Here is a 15,357-nt window from a genome sequence, read left to right as displayed (position 1 = left end):
CGTCAGGGGTTCGGCGAGGGGAGAGCGGCATGGATGCACCGGGGCCGGCGATCCACCGTGAATGGATGGGGCTCGCGCTCGCCGAGGCCGCCCGGGCGCCCGCCACCCGCGACGTGCCGGTCGGCGCCGTCGTGGTCGACCGAGAGGGCCGCGTCATCGCGTCGAGCCGCAACGAGCGCGAGCTGCACGGCGACCCCACCGCCCACGCCGAGGTGCTCGCGCTGCGCCGCGCGGCCGAGGCGACCGGCGACTGGCGGCTCGAGGGGTGCACGCTCGTCGTGACGCTCGAGCCGTGCGTGATGTGCGCGGGGGCGATCCTCGCCGCGCGGGTGCCGACCGTGGTCTTCGGCGCGTGGGACGAGAAGGCCGGCGCCGCCGGCTCGCTCTACGACGTGCTGCGCGACCGCCGGCTCAACCATCGGGTCGAGGTCTACGCCGGCGTCGAGGCCGAGGCATCCGCGGCGCTGCTGCTCGAGTTCTTCGAGGATCCGCTGCGCCGCCCCTCGTCGTAGTCGTCGAGCCGAGCGGCACGTGCTCGATCCTCGCGCTACGTCGCGTGCGCGAGCGTGATACCGCGCGACAGTTGCGCGAAGGCGCGCACCGCGAGGTCGGCGGGCGATCCGGGCCCCGTCTCGGGCGCGTCGCCCGAGGCCCACTCCTCGAGGCCGACCCGAATGGCATCGGTCGCGGCGGCGGCGAGCAGTCGGACCTCGAAGGGGTCGGCGTCGTCGACGAGCCCGGCGATGATGTGGCGCAGGCGCACCTCGGAGTCGTGGTTGACGCGGTGCCAGACCGTGAGCAGCGCGGGGTCGCCGTCGGCGGCTCGCAGGAGTCCGCGGATCCAGCGCAGGCCCTCGCGGTCGACCTCGCTCAGGGGGGTGAGCTGGTGCTCGATGATGGTGGGGATCGCGGCGATCGGGTCGCCGGGCGCGGAGGCGGCGAGGGCCTGCTGCCAGGCGTCGGCTCCGACCGCGAGCAGCGGACCCACCGCGTCCTCCTTGGTGCGGAAGTACCGGTAGAAGGTGCGCAGCGACACCCCTGCGGTCGCGGCGATGGTCTCGGCCGTCACCTGATCGGCGCCGTGCTCGGCGAAGAGCACGGCCGCGGCCTGCGCGATCTCGAGCTGCGTCGCCGCCTTGCGGCGTTCGGTGAGCGTCGGCGTCGGCGTCGGCCTCGCGGCGAGGGCGGGGGCGGGGGCGGTGCGGGCGGTGCCAGTGGTGCGGTCCACGGATCGAAGCGTACGCGAAAATCGCCGTTCGCGGTCGCTCGATGACATGGTGGCACGTTGTGCCATACAGGCGTAACGTGTAGTAGAACGTCACGAACACTCGAAAGGTCGATACACATGAACCGCTATGAAGGTCGCCGCGCACTCGTCACCGGCGGCGGATCGGGCATCGGACAGGCGACCGTGCTGCGCATGCTCGCCGAAGGCGGACGGGTCGTCGCCGCCGACGTCAGCGAGGCCGGCCTCGCAGACACCGTCGCGAAGGCCGGGGAGGCCGCCGATCGGCTGACCACCGTGACGATGAACATCGCCGACGAGGCATCCGTTCGCGAGGGCGTCGCCGCCGCGGTCACCGCGCTCGGCGGACTCGACGCACTCGTCAACGCCGCCGGCATCCTGCGCTCCTCGCACACGCACGAGACCACCCTCGACGCGTTCGAGCAAGTCATCCGCGTCAACCTCGTCGGCACGTTCCTCGTGATCCGCGAGGCGATCCCCGCGCTGCTCGAGGGCGACGGCTCGGCCGTGGTCAACTTCAGCTCGACCTCGGCGATGTTCGCCCACCCCTACATGGCGGCCTACGCGGCGAGCAAGGGCGGCGTGCAGTCGATGACGCACGCGCTCGCGGCCGAGTACGCGAAGCAGGGAATCCGCTTCAACTCGGTGCAGCCGGGATCGATCTCCTCGGGCATGACCGACGGCTCGGGCCAGTCGAAGCAGAGCCAGGGCCCCGGCCTGCCCGACGACGCCGACATGATGCTCTTCATGAAGCTGCAGCCCGCGCTCGGCCAGGGCTTCGCCGGCCCCGAGACCGTCGCCTCGGTCGTCGCGATGCTCGCAAGCAGCGACGGTGCGTTCGTCACCGGCACCGAGGTGCGCATCGACGGCGGAACGCACTTCTGATCTCGGATTCAGGAGAACGACGGCTGCTCAGGACGATTCCGCGAGAAACGTCCTGAGCAGCTCGCGTCTTCCTGAAACGCTGCCCCCGCGGCGCGGGGTTCAGTCGCGCTGGGGCACCTTCGCGCGAGTCGGCAGCGCGTCGAGATACTCGCCGAGCAACCGGGCAGATGCCGCCTGCGCACGCGGCCCGTGCTCGGCGTGGTCGGCGCGCAACCGTTCGCGGCTGAGCCCGTACTCGGGCAGCTCGTCGCCCCAGGCGTCGAGCCAGTCCTCGTGGATCTCGTCGTCGACCTCGGGGTGGAACTGCACCGCGAGCAGCCAGTCGCCCTTCGCGAAGGCCTGGTTCTCGTACTGCGCCGAGGACGCGAGGCGAACGAGTCCCGCCTCGTCGGGCAGCTCGAAGCTGTCGCCGTGCCACTGCACCGTGGGCACGCCCGCGAAGTGGCGCACCGGCGACGCAGCGCCCGCGGCCGTCGGCTCGACGGCCAGCCAGCCGACCTCCTTGCGGTCGCCCTTGAAGGCGCGGCCCCCGAGCGACTCGGCGAGCAGCTGTGCTCCGAGGCACACCCCGAAGATCGGCGCCTCGGCGGCGATGCGCGCACGCAGCAGCGCGATCTCGTCGGCGAGATAGGGGTAGCGGTCGGTCTCGTAGGCGGCCTCGTCACCGCCGAGCACGATCACGAGGTCGGCGTCGAGCGGGTCGAGCGCCGAGACATCCGCAGTGGGAGCGTCGACCGTGACGATCTCGTACCCGCGCGCCTCGAGCGTCGCGCCGAGGTTGCCGAGGCCGATCGCCGAGTCGTGCCGCAGCACGAGCGCCACGCGGCGACCGCCGCCGGCGACGTCGCTCACTCGAGGCCCTTGATGACGATCGCGTCGGTCGGCGGCGCCGGCTGGTTCGGCTCGACGTAGACGTCGGGCTCGATGTAGATGACCCGCGCCGCGGGCACCGCGTGACGGATGCGCTGCTCGATCACGTTCGTCGCGGCCGCGACCTCGAGCAGGCGCTGGTCGGCGGCGAAGCCGAGCTTGGCGGCCACGAGCAGCTCGTCGGGCCCGAGGTAGAGGGTCTTCATGTGGATGATGCGCTCGATCTCGGGGCCGGCCGTGATGGCCTGCTCGATCTTCTCGACGTCCTCGTCGCTCGCGCCCTCGCCGACGAGCAGCGACTTCGTCTCGATGCCGAGCACGACCGCGACGAGCACGAGCAACGTACCGATCATGAGCGTGCCGATCGCGTCGAACAGCGGGTTTCCGGTGACGACCGTGAGGGTCACCGCGGCGAACGCGAAGACGAGGCCGATCAGGGCCGCGATGTCTTCGAGGAGCACGACCGGCAGCTCGGGCGCCTTCGCGCGTCGCACGAACTGCACCCAGCTCTGGCGCCCGCGAACGTGGTTCGACTCCTTCACCGCGGTGCGCAGCGAGAACGACTCGAGCACGATCGCGATTCCGAGCACGAGCAGCGGCATCCAGGCGTTCTCGAGCTCGTGCGGGTGCGTCAGCTTCTCGACGCCCTCGTAGATCGAGAAGATGCCGCCGACAGAGAACAGGATGATCGACACCACGAAGGCGTAGACGTAGCGCTCGCGACCGTAGCCGAACGGGTGCTCCTTGTCGGCGGCCTTGCGGGCCTTGCGCCCGCCGAGGATGAGGAGCAGCTGGTTGCCGGCGTCGGCGACCGAGTGCACGGCCTCGGCGAGCATCGAGGCGGAACCCGAGAAGAACCACGCGATGAACTTCGTCAGGGCGATGCCCGTGTTGGCGAGGAATGCCGCGATGATTGCCTTGGTGCCGCCGGATGCGCTCATGGGCACAATCCTAGGATGGTCGAGATTGGCTCTGCGCATCTCGCCGGATGCGCTCATGGGCACAATCCTAGGATGGTCGAATGAGCGCCGCCGACGAGCCCGTGACCCTTCCCCCCATCGCCTTCCTCGGCGCCGGATCGATGGCCGGGGCCGTGATCTCGGGCCTCCTCCAGCCGCGTGTCGTCGTCGACGGGGGCATCCGCACCACGAATCGCACCGCCGAGAAGGCCGCGGCCTTCGCGAGCGTCGACGGCGTCACCGCGTACGCCACCGAATCGGATGCCGCGGCGAACCGCCGCGCGGTCGCCGGCGCGAAGCTCGTGGTCGTCGCCGTGAAGCCCGCGATGGTGCCCGACCTCCTGCGCGAGATCGCCGACGCACTCGAACCGGGCACGGTCGTCGTCTCGGTCGCCGCGGGCGTTACCGTCGCGACCTTCGAGTCGCTGCTGCCGGCAGGGGTCTCGGTCATCCGTTCGATGCCGAACACGCCGGCGGTCGTCGGCCGCGCCGTCACCGGGGTCTCGGCCGGAACGCGCTCGAGCGACGCCGACCTCGCGCTCGCCGTGGCGATGTTCGAGACGGTCGGCGAGGTGCTCGTCGTGCCGGAATCGCAGCTCGACGCGCTCTCGACCATCTCGGGGTCGGGCCCGGCGTACGTCTTCTACCTGATCGAGCAGCTCACCGCCACGGCGATCGACAAGGGCTTCACGCCCGAGCAGGCGGCGGTCATGGTGCAGGGCACCTTCCGCGGCGCGAGCGAGCTGCTCGCGGCCTCGGGGGAGGAGCCGGCCGAGCTGCGCCGACGGGTGACGAGCCCGAAGGGCACCACCGAGCGGGCCGTCGCCGTGCTCGAGGAGGCCGCGCTCAAGCAGACCTTCGACCGCGCCACCGATGCCGCGCTCGCCCGTGCCCGTGAGATGGCGGTCGGCGCGTGAGCGCGGTCCGTCGGTCGAGTGGCGAAGCGTATCGAGACCACGGCGACGAGGGTCTCGATACGCGCTCCGCGCTCCTCGACCAGCGCGCCCCGGGCCTCCGCCTCGACGGCGAGCCCCGCTTCGCCTGGCGCGGCGTCATGCTCGACGTCGCCCGCCGGTTCCGCCCGATCGCCGATCTCGAGCGCTTCGTCGAACTGCTCGCCGCGCACGGGCTCAACGTGCTGCAACTCCACCTCACCGACGACCAGGGCTGGCGCTTCGAGGTGCGCGCCTACCCGCGCCTCACGGAGATCGGCGGGCGGCGCTCGCAGTCGCAGCTCGGCCACGGGCCGCACTCGACGCTCGACGGCGTGCCCCACGAGGGCTCGTACACCCAGCTCGAGCTGCGGGGGCTCGTGCGGTTCGCGGCGGAGCGCGGCATCCGCATCGTGCCCGAGATCGACGTGCCGGGGCATGCGCAGGCGATCCTCGCCGCGTATCCCGAGTTCGGCGTCGGCGGGGCCGACGCGGTGCGGGCGCGCGTCGCCGAACCGTGGACGCGCTACGGGATCAGCGACGAGGTGCTGAACGTCGAGTCGGACACCCTCGAGTTCGTCGGCACCGTGTTCGACGAGCTGTGCGAGGTGTTCGACTCGGAGTTCATCGGCATCGGCGGCGACGAGGCGCGGAAGCGCCTCTGGCGCGAGGACGCGCGCACGCAGGAGCTCATGGCCGAACGCGGCCTCGCCGATGAGGAGGAGCTGCAGTCGTGGTTCCTCGCGCAGATCGCCGACCGGCTGCGCGGGCAGGGGCGCCGCGTCGTCGGCTGGGACGAGATGCTCGAAGGGCGCGACCCCGCGCCCGACGCGGTGGTCGCCTCGTGGCGCGGCCCCGTCGGCGCCGAGCTCGGCGCCCGGCTGGGGCACGACGTCGTGCTCTGCCCCGACCTCTGGACCTACCTCGACTACCGGCAGTCGGATGCCGCGGAGGAGCCGATCCCGGTCGGCACCGTGCTCTCGCTCGAGGACGTCGCGACCTTCGACCCCGTGCCGGCTGACGCGCCCGAGTGGTACGCCGAGCGCATCGCGGGCGTGCAGGCGAACGTCTGGACCGAGCACCTCGACACGCGCGACCGGCTCGACTACGCGGTGTTCCCGCGGCTGGGGGCGTTCGCCGAGATCGCCTGGAACGGCGGACCGATCGACTGGGCGCCGTTCGCGGAGCGGCTCCCCGACTACCTCGCCTGGCTCGAGGAGCAGGGGGTCGACTTCCGGCCCGTCGACGGGCCGCGTCCCGACCAGCAGCGACCCGGCGTGCCCGGCGTGCCGCGCGACCGGGCCGACCGGCTCGCCGAGCTCGAGCGACTGACGGCATCCCTGGCGCGACCGACCGACGGGTGAGCGCCCGTCAGCTGCCGGTGCGCCCGCCCGTGCCGACGACGCCCTGTCGAGGCGGGAACGTTCATCCGGCGCCGATCAGCTCCTCCAGCCGGGCGATCGGATCGTAGAGCCCGGCGTCGAGGATCCACGTCTGCAGTTGCTTGTCGAAGCCGACGATCACCGCGATGCCGACGAGCACGAAGAGCGCCCCGATCGTGCGGCGGAACCAGCCGCGGGGGTCCGCGAGCCAGCCGAGCCGTCGCACGAGCGCACGCCCGACGAGGGCCACGAGCAGCAGCATGCCGGCGAGGCCGGCCGCATACGCGATGACGTAGAGCAGTCCCTCGCCGAACGAGACCGGCAGCACCGCCGCGACGATGAGGGCGTACGTGGGACTGCAGCTCGAGAAGACCGGGCCGAGCGCCGCACCGGTCAGCACATCGCCGGTGAAGCCCTGACGTGAGATCGAGCGGTCGAGCACCGCTCCGCTGCGGGCCGACAGCCGCAGCGCCGACGAGATGCGGTCCCACACGGCGGGGAACAGCAGGTCGAGGCCGAGCAGCACGACGATACCGCCCGACACGAGTTGCCATACCTGGGGCGGAACCCCGAGCAGGGCCGTGGTCGCCTTCAGCAGCAGGGTGAACAGCACGACGCTCACGGCGAGCGACGCCGCGACGACGTACGGCCGCCAGCGCGCGCGTCGCAGCTCGCCGCCGTCGCGAACGATCGCACCGCCGGCGACGACCGGCACCAACGGCAGCACGCAGGGCGCGGCGACGGTCAGCACGCCGGCGGCGAAGCTGAGCAGCAGGGAAGCGGTCACGGGATCGCCGTCGTTCAGGGCATCGCGGCGCGCAGCGACTCGATCGAGGGATCCTCGTAGAGCACGGTGCTCGACACGAGTTCACCGCGGTCGTCGACGAAGACGATCGTGGTCTGCAGCGTCACACCGTAGCGCTGCCGCAGATCGGTGCGCTCGTCGTAGTCGACCTTGAACACGGTCAGCTCGTCGGGCGGCCCCTCGGCGAGCAGCGCCTCGTCGAGGGCGCGGCACTTCGGGCACCAGCTCGCGTAGAAGAACAGGGCCTTGGGCCCGCTCGTCGCTTCGATCGCACCGTCTTCGTAGTCGAGGTAGGCGCCCACGATCGCCGACGGTTCGGATGCCTCGGGCACGACCTCGCCCGACGGCGTCGGCGTCGGCTCGGCGGTGACGCCCGTGCTCGAGCCCGGCATCGTCTCCGGGACATCCGAGATCGCAGATGAGCACCCCGCGACCGCGAGCGCGCCGAGCAGGAGGGGAATGCCGGTCAGTGTGCGCAGTCGCATGGTTCGGTCGTCCTCACGGGCGGGGCGGGGCGCCCCGATCCGATTCAACGGTAGGCCGTGGCGGGCGGTCGGCGGCCCCTCTCGGCGCAGCCGTCATCGGATCGTAAGGGATTGCGGGGCCCGGGGCCCGGCTCGACGGGCAGGGTTGGGAACATGGCGGACTCTGTGGGTGTGATCGGCGGCAGCGGGCTGGGCGAGCTGGTCGGCGGCGACCGTCGCCCGGTGGCGACGCCGTACGGCGAGGCGGTCGTGACGGTCGGCGAACTCGGCGGCCGCGAGGTCGTGTTCATCGCCCGGCACGGCGCGGGCCACACGGTGCCGCCGAACCGGGTCAACGCGCGTGCGAACGCGTGGGCGCTCGCGTGCCTCGGTGTGCGAGCGATCGTGTCGACCGCGGCCGTCGGCTCGCTCCGGGCCGAGCTGGCGCCCGAGCGCTTCGCGATCGCCGACCAGCTCGTCGACCGCACGACCGGCCGCGCCGGCACCTTCTTCGACGGCGCAGACGGCGTGGTCCGCCACCTGCCGTTCGCCGAGCCGTTCTGCCCCGAGCTCCGCGGCCTCGCGGCCGCGGCGATACCCGACGCGGCCCCCGCCGCGACGGTCGCGGTGATCGACGGGCCGCGGTTCTCGACCGCTGCCGAATCGCGGATCCTGCGTGAACACGGGGTCGATCTCGTCAACATGACGCTCTGCCCCGAAGTGGCGCTCGCGGCCGAACTCGGCATGGGCACCGTCGCGCTCTGCTTCGTGACCGACACCGACAGCGGCAACGCGCACGACGACCCCGACGCGGCGAGTGCGGAGCTCGTCTTCCGCCGCCTGGCCGCCGCGAAGCTCCGCATCACCACGGCACTCGAACGCCTCGTCGGGGCGGTGCCGGACTCGTACGCTCCGCGTCCGACGATCGACGACGACGCGATCCGCATCGTGCTCGCCCGGCCCGCGGTGCCGTGATGCTGCTCGTGACCGGCGGTGCGGGGTTCATCGGCCGAGAGATCGTGCGGCTCGCGGTCGCGGAGGGGCGGCCGGTGCGGGTGTTCGACGCGCTGCGACCCGACGTGCATCACTCACCGCCCAGGGCGATCTCCGGGGTCGAGTTCGTCCGGGGAGACCTCCGCGACCCCGCGGCGCTCGACGCGGCGCTGCGCGGGGTCGACGTCGTCTGTCATCAGGCGGCGAAAGTCGGGCTCGGCGTCGAGCTCGCCGACGCCCCCGACTACGCGTCGACGAACGTGCTCGGCACCGCCGAGCTGATCGCCGCCATGGGCCGCTCGGGCTGCGGGTCGCTCGTGCTCGCGTCGTCGATGGTGGTCTACGGCGAGGGCGCCTACCGTGATGCGGCGGGCCGGCGGCGGCGCCCCGCCCCGCGCGCCGTCGACGATCTCGAGGCGGGGCGGTTCGAGCCGAGAGATGCGGAGACGGGTGCGCCGCTGGAGCCCGGGCTGATCGACGAGGACGACCGGCTCGATCCACGCAACAACTACGCCCTCACGAAGCTCGCCCAGGAGCATCTGGGCGCCGAGTGGGCGCGCTCGACGGGAGGCTCGGTCGCGACGCTGCGGTACCACAACGTCTACGGCGTCGGGATGCCTCGTGACACGCCGTACGCCGGCGTGGCCGCGATCTTCCGCTCGGCGCTCGCGCACGGGGCGGCGCCCCGCGTGTTCGAGGACGGCGGCCAGCGACGGGACTTCGTGCATGTGCAGGACGTCGCCAGGGCGAACCTCGCCGCGATCGGCTGGCTCGGCGCGCAGACGCCGTCGACGGTGCGCGCGTTCAACATCGGCTCGGGCACCGTGACGACCGTCGGCGAGATCGCGGCAGGGCTCGCCCGTGCGATGCACGGCCCGCCGCCGGTCGTCACGGGCGAGTACCGGCTCGGCGACGTGCGCCACATCACGGCGTCGTCGGCGCGGGCGCACGACGAGCTCGACTGGTCGGCCGTCGTCGATCTCGAGTCGGGGCTCCGCGAGTTCGCGGGCGCGAGCACGGACGAGGTGGTCTAGGCGCCGACCGGGGTGTCGAGCGGGAACACCAGGTCGAAGCGGCACCCGCCCGGGACGTTGCGAACGGCGACCTCGCCGCGGTGCGCGCTCATGATGCCCTTCACGATCGCGAGACCGAGCCCGGCGCCGACCGAGGGGCCGGTCTCGAGCGACGGCGTGCGCGCCTTCGACCCGCGCCAAGCAGGGTCGAACACCCGCTCGAGGTCGGCCTCGTCGATGCCGCCGCCCGCGTCGATCACCGACACGATCGCCCGATCGTGCACGAGGTCGACGGTGACCGTGATGGGCGTGCCGTCGGGCGTGTGCTGCACGGCGTTCATGATCAGGTTGCCGATGGCGCGCGAGAGCTCTCGCGGATCGGCCATGACGACGAGGTCGTGCGCGAGCGCGGCCTCGACCCGGATCTCGCGCCCGCGGGAGGCGGGTCGCAGATCGGCGACGGTGTCGCTCACGATGTCGGGCAGCGACACCTCCTCGAGCGAGAGGCGCATCGCATCGGCGTCGATCTTCGACAGCTCGAAGAGGTCGTCGACCATGCTCGTGAGCCGATCGACCTGGATGCGCATCTGACGGTGATACCGCTCGGGGTCGGGCGCGATGCCGTCCTCGAGCGCCTCGGCCATCGCGCGGATCCCCGCGAGCGGGGTGCGCAGGTCGTGCGAGATCCAGGCGATGAGTTCGCGACGAGATGCCTCGATGCGTTGCTCGCGCTCGCGCGACTCGGCGAGCTTCGCACTCGTCGCCACGAGTTCGTCGGCGAGGGCGCTCAGTTCGCTGTTGGAGTAGCGGCCGGCGGATTCGAGTCGCTCGCCCGCGCCGATACGGCGGGCCGCGGCCGACAGGGCGCGCGCGTTGCGGGCGACGAGACCGCCGAGTACGGCGACGAGCCCCAGCGAGACGACGCCGGAGATCGTGGCGATCGCGACGGCGACCGTCAGGTCGTGCTCGGAGAGGTACATCTCGTTCGCCACGCCGACCATGCTCGCCACGATCGACGCGACGGCGGCGATCACGAGCACGCAGATCTGCACCACGACCGAGGTGCGACGAAGCAGCAGGAGCGCGACGACGCCGGCGGCGCCGACGAGGGCGGAGGTCGCGAACGCGATGCCGGCGATCGCGAGGAGGTCAGCCCACGGCATCTGCAGCCTCCATCGTGAATCGGTAGCCGACGCCCCACACGGTCGTCAGCATCGTCGGTGCGCGCGGGTCGCGCTCGATCTTCTCGCGCAATCGGCGCACGTGCACCGTGACCGTCGAGAGATCGCCGTAGGTCCATCCCCACACGGTGCGCAGCAGGTCCTCACGACTGAACACCTGGTTCGGATGCTTCAGCAGGAACTCGAACAGGTCGAACTCCCGTGTGGTGAGCGACAGTTCGACGTCACCTCGGCGAGCGGTGCGCGCCGAGGGATCGAGCCGGAACTCGCCGCACTCCAGCACGGCCGCGGGCGCGAACTCGTCGAGCGACCGGCGAAGCACCGACTGCGCTCGCAGCACGAGCTCGCGCGGCGAGAACGGCTTGGTGAGATAGTCGTCGGCGCCGGCCTCGAGACCCGCGATGCGGTCGTCTTCGGAACCGAGGGCGGTGAGCAGGATCACCGGTGCGGCCGTCTGTTCGCGGAGCCGGCGGAACACCTCGAGCCCGTCGATGCCCGGCAGCATCCGATCGAGCACGACGAGGTCGGGTGCGTGCGACTCGACGGAGTGGAGTGCCGCGAAGCCGTCGCTCGCCTCATCGACGACGAAACCCGAGGCGCGCAGGTAGCTCGAGGCCACCTCGGACACCGTGGGGTCGTCGTCGACCAGCAGGACGCGTCGACCGACGAGGTCTTCGTTGCCGATGGTCGACGGCGCAGCGGGAGGCACCTACACAGAGTACGTCTGCCCCGGTGCGGCAGGCCTGCCGGCCTGGCATCCGTCCGGATTCCGTAAGACTTGACGCGCCTCGGGCGATCCCTCGCGTCGTAGCGTCGAAACCATGATCGAAGCGCGCGTCGACCTCGTGCTGCCCTGCCTCGATGAGGAGCAGGCGCTGCCGTGGGTGCTCGACCGGGTGCCGGCATGGTGCCGTGCGATCGTCGTCGACAACGGGTCATCCGATCGCTCGGCCGAGCTCGCCCGAGAGCGCGGTGCTCTCGTCGTGGCGGAGCCCCGGCGCGGGTACGGGGCGGCGGTCGCGAGGGGTCTCGCGGCGGTCCGGGCACCGCTCGTCGCCTTCTGCGACGCCGACGCCTCGCTCGACCCGGCCGAACTCGCCCGCCTCATCGTCGCGGTCGAACGCGGCGATGCCGACCTCGTGCTCGGCCGCCGCCGTCCGACGACGCGGGGGGCGTGGCCGGCGCACGCCCGGTTCGCCAACCGTGTGCTGGCGGCGCGGGTGGCCCGGCGCAGCGGAGTGCGGCTGCACGATCTCGGGCCGCTCCGGGTGGCGCGCACCGACGCGCTGCGCGCGCTCGACGTGCGCGATCGTCGAAGCGGCTACCCGCTCGAACTCGTGCTGCGGGCGGCCGCTGCCGGGTGGCGCATCCGCGAGCTCGACGTTTCGTACGCCCCGCGGGCCGGTCGGTCGAAGGTCACCGGCACGGTGCGCGGAACGGTCACGGCCGTCGCCGACATGTCGCGCGTGTTCGCGGAGGTCGCGCGATGACGGCGATCGCGGTGATCGCCAAGGAGTGCGTGCCCGGGCGGGTGAAGACGCGGCTGCACCCGCCGTTCACGCTCGACGAGTCGGCGCAGCTCGCGGCGGCGTGCCTCGACGACACGCTCTCGGCGGTGGCCGAGATGCCGGCGTCCCGGCGCCTCCTGTACTTCGAGGGCGCACGAACGCCGGCTCTGGCGGCGGGGTTCGAGGTGATGCCGCAGGGCTCGGGCACGCTCGACGAGCGGCTCGCGCAGTTGTTCGACGCGCTGAGCGAACCCGTGCTCCTGGTCGGCATGGACACCCCGCAACTCACCCACGCGCACCTCGCCGCCGCACTCGACTCGCTCGGCGCGGGCGCGGACGAGCGGGACGGCTGGATCGGCCCCGCCGCCGACGGGGGGTTCTGGCTGCTCGCGCTCCGCGCGCCGAAGGGTGACCTCGTGCGCGGCGTCTCCATGTCCCGGGCCGACACCGGCGCACGGCAGCATCGCCGGCTCGTCGAGGCCGGCCTCCGGGTCGGCGTGCTGCCCGAGCTGACCGACGTCGACACGATCGCCGAGGCCGCAGCGGTCGCGCGCGACGCCCCGGGCACCCGATTCGCGCAGGAGTTCCGCCGGCTCGCAGGAGTGCACGCATGAGCGGTTCGGCACCGCAGGTCCGACGCGCGGGCTCGTTCGGCGCCGGGCGCGGCGAGCCCTACGGGCGGCTGCTCGAGGCGGCGATCGCCACCGCCGTCGGCGATCCGTCCACGCCGCTGCGAATCGCCCTCGCCGAACCGGTGCCCGACGTGGTGCCAGCACGAGCGCTCGTGCTCCGCAGCGTCGACGGACGCCACGGCCCGTACCATCTCGACGCCGGAAGCTGGATCCGCTCGGCGACACCCGCCGACCTGACCGCGCTCGAGGGCACGACCGGCCCCACGCTCGACGTCGGGTGCGGCCCCGGCCGCATGGTGCGCGCCGCGGCGGCCCGCTCCATCCCCGCGCTCGGCATCGACATCGCCCCGCACGCCGTCGCCCGAACCCGCGCCGACGGCAGCCTCGTGTTGCTGCGCTCGGTGTTCGAGCGGGTGCCGCTCGAGGGGCACTGGCAGACGGTGCTGCTCATGGACGGCAACGTCGGCATCGGCGGCGATCCCGAGTCGCTGCTTCGGCGATGCCGCGAGTTGCTCGCGCCCTCGGGGTCGGTCGTCGTCGAGGTGGACCCCGATCCCGATCTCTCCGTGCGGGCGATGTGCACGGTGGCCGATGACGAGGGCAACGAGAGCGAGCCGTTCCCGTGGGCACGCGTCGGCTGGGCCGCCGTGGTCGCGGTCGCGCGACGGGCCGGACTCGAAACGGTGGCGCACTGGGAGGCGGCCGGCCGTCACTTCGTGCGTTCGGTGCCCTCTGGCCGCCCGGCCTGACGAGACCGGGCAGGCCGGCCAGACGGGGCGGGCCGGCGAGACGGGACAGGCCGGACAGGCCGGGCAGGCCGGCGGGACCGCCCGGCCCGGCGCGCCCGCCGGAGCATCCGGCCGATCGCCGGCGACGTCACCGCGAGCAGCACCGCGGCGACCACCGCCCACACGATCACGATCACGAGGGCGTACGACCCGACGAGCACCGTCGGGTTGGCGTTCCCTCGTTCCTGCGCGATGATCGCGGGCAGCGCGATCGCGGTGAGCACGGCGCCGACCAGCAGCGCTCCCTGCCCCACCGCGACTGCACGTCGACCCAGCCGGTCGCGGACCGCGCCGGCCCCGAGGCCCACGGCGACCACGACGGGCGCGATGACCGCGTCGTGCACGACGATCGCGGCTCCCACCCAGACGGCGATTCCCAGGTAGCGCTCGGGCGGCACCTCGGTGAGCATCACCGCACCGCCCACCCCGACGAAGACGAGCCCGGCGGCGACGAGCAGCACCCGGGCCGCAACGACGGCGCTCATGACCGCACCTCGATCGAGCTCAGCCACTTCGTCTGCATCACGCCGGGACGGCCGGGCGCGATGATCCGCGCCGGATACCCGTGGTCGAGGTGCAGCACACCGCCGTTGAGCTCGAGCGCGACGAGGGTGAGCGGGTCGGCGGCGTACTCGGGCGGCATCTCGGTGCGGGAGAACGCACCTCGCCGCTGCAGGCTCGAGATCACGAGCGGCGTCGTCGGCGCGGCGTCCACCTCGGCCAGCAGGTCGACCAGGCGCACGCCGCGCCAGGAGGCCGACTGGCTCCAACCCTCGACGCACGCGATCGGCAGGACGGCGTCGCTCTGCGGCATCCGCCGCAATTCGTCGAGGGTGAACGCGCGAACACCGGTGGGCGTGATCAGTCGCAGCGACCAACCGTCGGCCACGTCGTCGTCGGCGACGCCGGCCTGCGCGGCCGTGCGGTTGACGGGCAGACCCTGCGGTCCCACTCCCATTCGGCGTGGGGCGAGCAGGTTCAGCGGCCCGAGCACCTCGACCGACTGCCCCGCCGTGAGCGCCGCTGCCGAGACGGTCGCCACGCCGACCCCGCCGAGGAAGGCGCGGCGCGAGATGAAGCGTCCCGTGGCATCCGGTTCATCACCTGCCGGTCGGCGCCAGACGCGAGCGATCACCGGCAGCTTCACGCCGAGGTGGATGGCGAGGCTGCCGATCGCGACCCACGCGAGCGCGAAGTGCGTCGACCGGAACGAGAAGGGGAACGGGTACCACTGCACGATGTTGAGCAGCCCGATCGTCACCTCGACGAGGGAGACTCCGACGAGCACCGCGATCGAGATGCGCTCGAGCAGTTGCGCCGGGGAACGCACGGGCGGCCAGCGGAAGAGTCTCGGGTACACGGTCCAGAGCTTCGCGAGCAGGAGCGGCACCGAGGCGATGCCGGTGACGACGTGGGTGCCCTGGGTGTACCGGTAGAGCTCGGCGGGTCGGGTCGGCAGGGGCAGCCAGGGCAGGGGATTCTGCAGCACGTGGCTGTACAGTCCGGTCGCGAAGCAGACGAGGAACGCCGCCGCCAGCAGCCGCCCGACGACCACGGCGGTGCGTGCCGACTTCACCGGATCTTCGCTGCGCTCGCGCGCACCTCGGACGAGCGGTTCGACCCGCGCCAACCGCGCTGCGAGCCGCGCGGACGCCCGCTCGGTGAGACCAGCCATGCACTCAAGTCGAGCAGTTCGGAG

The 15,357-nt window shown here is 72.5% G+C and carries 18 protein-coding genes; 9 read left to right on the top strand and 9 right to left on the bottom strand.

The annotated features are described in order from the left end of the window. Window positions 1–29 precede the first annotated feature (29 nt). On the top strand, window positions 30–512 hold the full coding sequence (tadA, locus tag GQQ93_RS16660) for a tRNA adenosine(34) deaminase TadA (RefSeq protein ID WP_157425365.1): 483 nt from the start codon (window positions 30–32) through the stop codon (window positions 510–512). Between the two features lie 35 nt (window positions 513–547). Here the strand turns inward: tadA and GQQ93_RS16655 are convergent, their stop codons facing one another. After that, a complete protein-coding gene (locus tag GQQ93_RS16655) occupies window positions 548–1,228 on the bottom strand; it encodes a TetR/AcrR family transcriptional regulator (RefSeq protein ID WP_246192383.1) in 681 nt (226 codons plus the stop codon). 117 nt (window positions 1,229–1,345) lie between these two features. On the opposite strand from GQQ93_RS16655, the gene GQQ93_RS16650 reads away from it, so the two are divergent. After that, window positions 1,346–2,131, top strand: coding sequence for an SDR family NAD(P)-dependent oxidoreductase (locus GQQ93_RS16650; protein ID WP_157425363.1), 786 nt, complete (start codon window positions 1,346–1,348; stop codon window positions 2,129–2,131). A 99-nt stretch (window positions 2,132–2,230) separates the two neighbouring features. Here GQQ93_RS16650 and GQQ93_RS16645 read toward each other — a convergent pair whose 3' ends face one another. Together GQQ93_RS16645 and GQQ93_RS16640 are read right to left on the bottom strand one after the other, a co-directional pair. Then, window positions 2,231–2,983, bottom strand: a complete 753-nt coding sequence (locus GQQ93_RS16645; protein ID WP_157425362.1) for a glutamine amidotransferase-related protein — start codon at window positions 2,981–2,983, stop codon at window positions 2,231–2,233. Further along, window positions 2,980–3,942 (bottom strand): cation diffusion facilitator family transporter, encoded by a 963-nt coding sequence (locus tag GQQ93_RS16640; RefSeq protein WP_157425361.1) that lies wholly within the window; start codon window positions 3,940–3,942, stop codon window positions 2,980–2,982. Before GQQ93_RS16640 ends, GQQ93_RS16645 begins: the two co-directional genes overlap by 4 nt. Window positions 3,943–4,022: 80 nt before the next feature. Between GQQ93_RS16640 and proC the strand changes: the two genes are divergently transcribed. Both proC and GQQ93_RS16630 read left to right on the top strand, forming a co-directional pair. Continuing rightward, window positions 4,023–4,877, top strand: a complete 855-nt coding sequence (gene proC, locus GQQ93_RS16635) for a pyrroline-5-carboxylate reductase (RefSeq protein WP_157425360.1) — start codon at window positions 4,023–4,025, stop codon at window positions 4,875–4,877. Then, on the top strand, window positions 4,874–6,256 hold the full coding sequence (locus GQQ93_RS16630) for a beta-N-acetylhexosaminidase (protein ID WP_157425359.1): 1,383 nt from the start codon (window positions 4,874–4,876) through the stop codon (window positions 6,254–6,256). The genes proC and GQQ93_RS16630 overlap by 4 nt, the downstream gene beginning before the upstream one ends. A gap of 61 nt (window positions 6,257–6,317) precedes the next feature. Here GQQ93_RS16630 and GQQ93_RS16625 read toward each other — a convergent pair whose 3' ends face one another. Continuing rightward, window positions 6,318–7,061, bottom strand: a complete 744-nt coding sequence (locus tag GQQ93_RS16625; protein WP_157425358.1) for a cytochrome c biogenesis CcdA family protein — start codon at window positions 7,059–7,061, stop codon at window positions 6,318–6,320. A gap of 14 nt (window positions 7,062–7,075) precedes the next feature. Beyond that, window positions 7,076–7,564, bottom strand: coding sequence for a thioredoxin (locus tag GQQ93_RS16620; protein ID WP_157425357.1), 489 nt, complete (start codon window positions 7,562–7,564; stop codon window positions 7,076–7,078). Between the two features lie 153 nt (window positions 7,565–7,717). On the opposite strand from GQQ93_RS16620, the gene GQQ93_RS16615 reads away from it, so the two are divergent. Continuing rightward, entirely contained in the window at window positions 7,718–8,518 is an 801-nt protein-coding gene (locus tag GQQ93_RS16615) for an MTAP family purine nucleoside phosphorylase (protein WP_157425356.1), read from the top strand. Next, a complete protein-coding gene (locus GQQ93_RS16610) occupies window positions 8,518–9,570 on the top strand; it encodes an NAD-dependent epimerase/dehydratase family protein (RefSeq protein WP_212277377.1) in 1,053 nt (350 codons plus the stop codon). Before GQQ93_RS16615 ends, GQQ93_RS16610 begins: the two co-directional genes overlap by 1 nt. On the opposite strand, the gene GQQ93_RS16605 is transcribed toward GQQ93_RS16610, so the two are convergent. Both GQQ93_RS16605 and GQQ93_RS16600 read right to left on the bottom strand, forming a co-directional pair. Further along, window positions 9,567–10,712 (bottom strand): sensor histidine kinase, encoded by a 1,146-nt coding sequence (locus GQQ93_RS16605; protein ID WP_157425354.1) that lies wholly within the window; start codon window positions 10,710–10,712, stop codon window positions 9,567–9,569. The two genes, GQQ93_RS16610 and GQQ93_RS16605, sit on opposite strands and share 4 nt — an antisense overlap. Then, window positions 10,699–11,439 carry a response regulator transcription factor gene (locus GQQ93_RS16600; RefSeq protein ID WP_246192382.1) on the bottom strand — a complete coding sequence of 247 codons (741 nt, stop codon included), beginning with the start codon at window positions 11,437–11,439 and terminating at the stop codon, window positions 10,699–10,701. Before GQQ93_RS16600 ends, GQQ93_RS16605 begins: the two co-directional genes overlap by 14 nt. 112 nt (window positions 11,440–11,551) lie before the next feature. On the opposite strand from GQQ93_RS16600, the gene GQQ93_RS16595 reads away from it, so the two are divergent. From GQQ93_RS16595 to GQQ93_RS16585, 3 genes are read left to right on the top strand one after another with little or no spacing between them, the layout of a single operon-like run. Then, window positions 11,552–12,220: a glycosyltransferase family 2 protein gene (locus GQQ93_RS16595; RefSeq protein ID WP_157425353.1), complete on the top strand. Its 669-nt coding sequence runs from the start codon at window positions 11,552–11,554 to the stop codon at window positions 12,218–12,220. Next, the gene (locus GQQ93_RS16590) at window positions 12,217–12,852 is read left to right on the top strand and encodes a TIGR04282 family arsenosugar biosynthesis glycosyltransferase (protein ID WP_157425352.1); all 636 of its coding nucleotides are present in this window, start codon (window positions 12,217–12,219) and stop codon (window positions 12,850–12,852) included. Before GQQ93_RS16595 ends, GQQ93_RS16590 begins: the two co-directional genes overlap by 4 nt. Continuing rightward, a complete protein-coding gene (locus GQQ93_RS16585) occupies window positions 12,849–13,619 on the top strand; it encodes a class I SAM-dependent methyltransferase (RefSeq protein ID WP_157425351.1) in 771 nt (256 codons plus the stop codon). The genes GQQ93_RS16590 and GQQ93_RS16585 overlap by 4 nt, the downstream gene beginning before the upstream one ends. Here the strand turns inward: GQQ93_RS16585 and GQQ93_RS16580 are convergent. Then, window positions 13,580–14,143: a hypothetical protein gene (locus tag GQQ93_RS16580; RefSeq protein ID WP_212277376.1), complete on the bottom strand. Its 564-nt coding sequence runs from the start codon at window positions 14,141–14,143 to the stop codon at window positions 13,580–13,582. The genes GQQ93_RS16585 and GQQ93_RS16580 overlap by 40 nt on opposite strands. Then, entirely contained in the window at window positions 14,140–15,333 is a 1,194-nt protein-coding gene (locus GQQ93_RS16575; protein ID WP_157425350.1) for a molybdopterin-dependent oxidoreductase, read from the bottom strand. Before GQQ93_RS16575 ends, GQQ93_RS16580 begins: the two co-directional genes overlap by 4 nt. Window positions 15,334–15,357: the final 24 nt, after the last annotated feature.

The organism is Agromyces lapidis, assembly GCF_009749405.1.
Taxonomy (GTDB): domain Bacteria; phylum Actinomycetota; class Actinomycetes; order Actinomycetales; family Microbacteriaceae; genus Agromyces; species Agromyces lapidis.
Note: the sequence above shows the minus strand (reverse complement) of the source record. Positions and strands in the feature narration are given on the sequence as shown.

What these genes read in the sequence shown, in the direction of transcription:
- tadA (WP_157425365.1), top strand. Translation starts at nt 30, where the DNA reads ATGGATGCACCGGGGCCGGCGATCCACCGTGAATGGATGGGGCTCGCG.
- GQQ93_RS16650 (WP_157425363.1), top strand. Translation starts at nt 1,346, where the DNA reads ATGAACCGCTATGAAGGTCGCCGCGCACTCGTCACCGGCGGCGGATCG.
- GQQ93_RS16640 (WP_157425361.1), bottom strand. Translation starts at nt 3,942, where the DNA reads ATGAGCGCATCCGGCGGCACCAAGGCAATCATCGCGGCATTCCTCGCC.
- proC (WP_157425360.1), top strand. Translation starts at nt 4,023, where the DNA reads ATGAGCGCCGCCGACGAGCCCGTGACCCTTCCCCCCATCGCCTTCCTC.
- GQQ93_RS16620 (WP_157425357.1), bottom strand. Translation starts at nt 7,564, where the DNA reads ATGCGACTGCGCACACTGACCGGCATTCCCCTCCTGCTCGGCGCGCTC.
- GQQ93_RS16615 (WP_157425356.1), top strand. Translation starts at nt 7,718, where the DNA reads ATGGCGGACTCTGTGGGTGTGATCGGCGGCAGCGGGCTGGGCGAGCTG.
- GQQ93_RS16610 (WP_212277377.1), top strand. Translation starts at nt 8,518, where the DNA reads ATGCTGCTCGTGACCGGCGGTGCGGGGTTCATCGGCCGAGAGATCGTG.
- GQQ93_RS16605 (WP_157425354.1), bottom strand. Translation starts at nt 10,712, where the DNA reads ATGCCGTGGGCTGACCTCCTCGCGATCGCCGGCATCGCGTTCGCGACC.
- GQQ93_RS16595 (WP_157425353.1), top strand. Translation starts at nt 11,552, where the DNA reads ATGATCGAAGCGCGCGTCGACCTCGTGCTGCCCTGCCTCGATGAGGAG.
- GQQ93_RS16590 (WP_157425352.1), top strand. Translation starts at nt 12,217, where the DNA reads ATGACGGCGATCGCGGTGATCGCCAAGGAGTGCGTGCCCGGGCGGGTG.
- GQQ93_RS16585 (WP_157425351.1), top strand. Translation starts at nt 12,849, where the DNA reads ATGAGCGGTTCGGCACCGCAGGTCCGACGCGCGGGCTCGTTCGGCGCC.
- GQQ93_RS16580 (WP_212277376.1), bottom strand. Translation starts at nt 14,143, where the DNA reads ATGAGCGCCGTCGTTGCGGCCCGGGTGCTGCTCGTCGCCGCCGGGCTC.
- GQQ93_RS16575 (WP_157425350.1), bottom strand. Translation starts at nt 15,333, where the DNA reads ATGGCTGGTCTCACCGAGCGGGCGTCCGCGCGGCTCGCAGCGCGGTTG.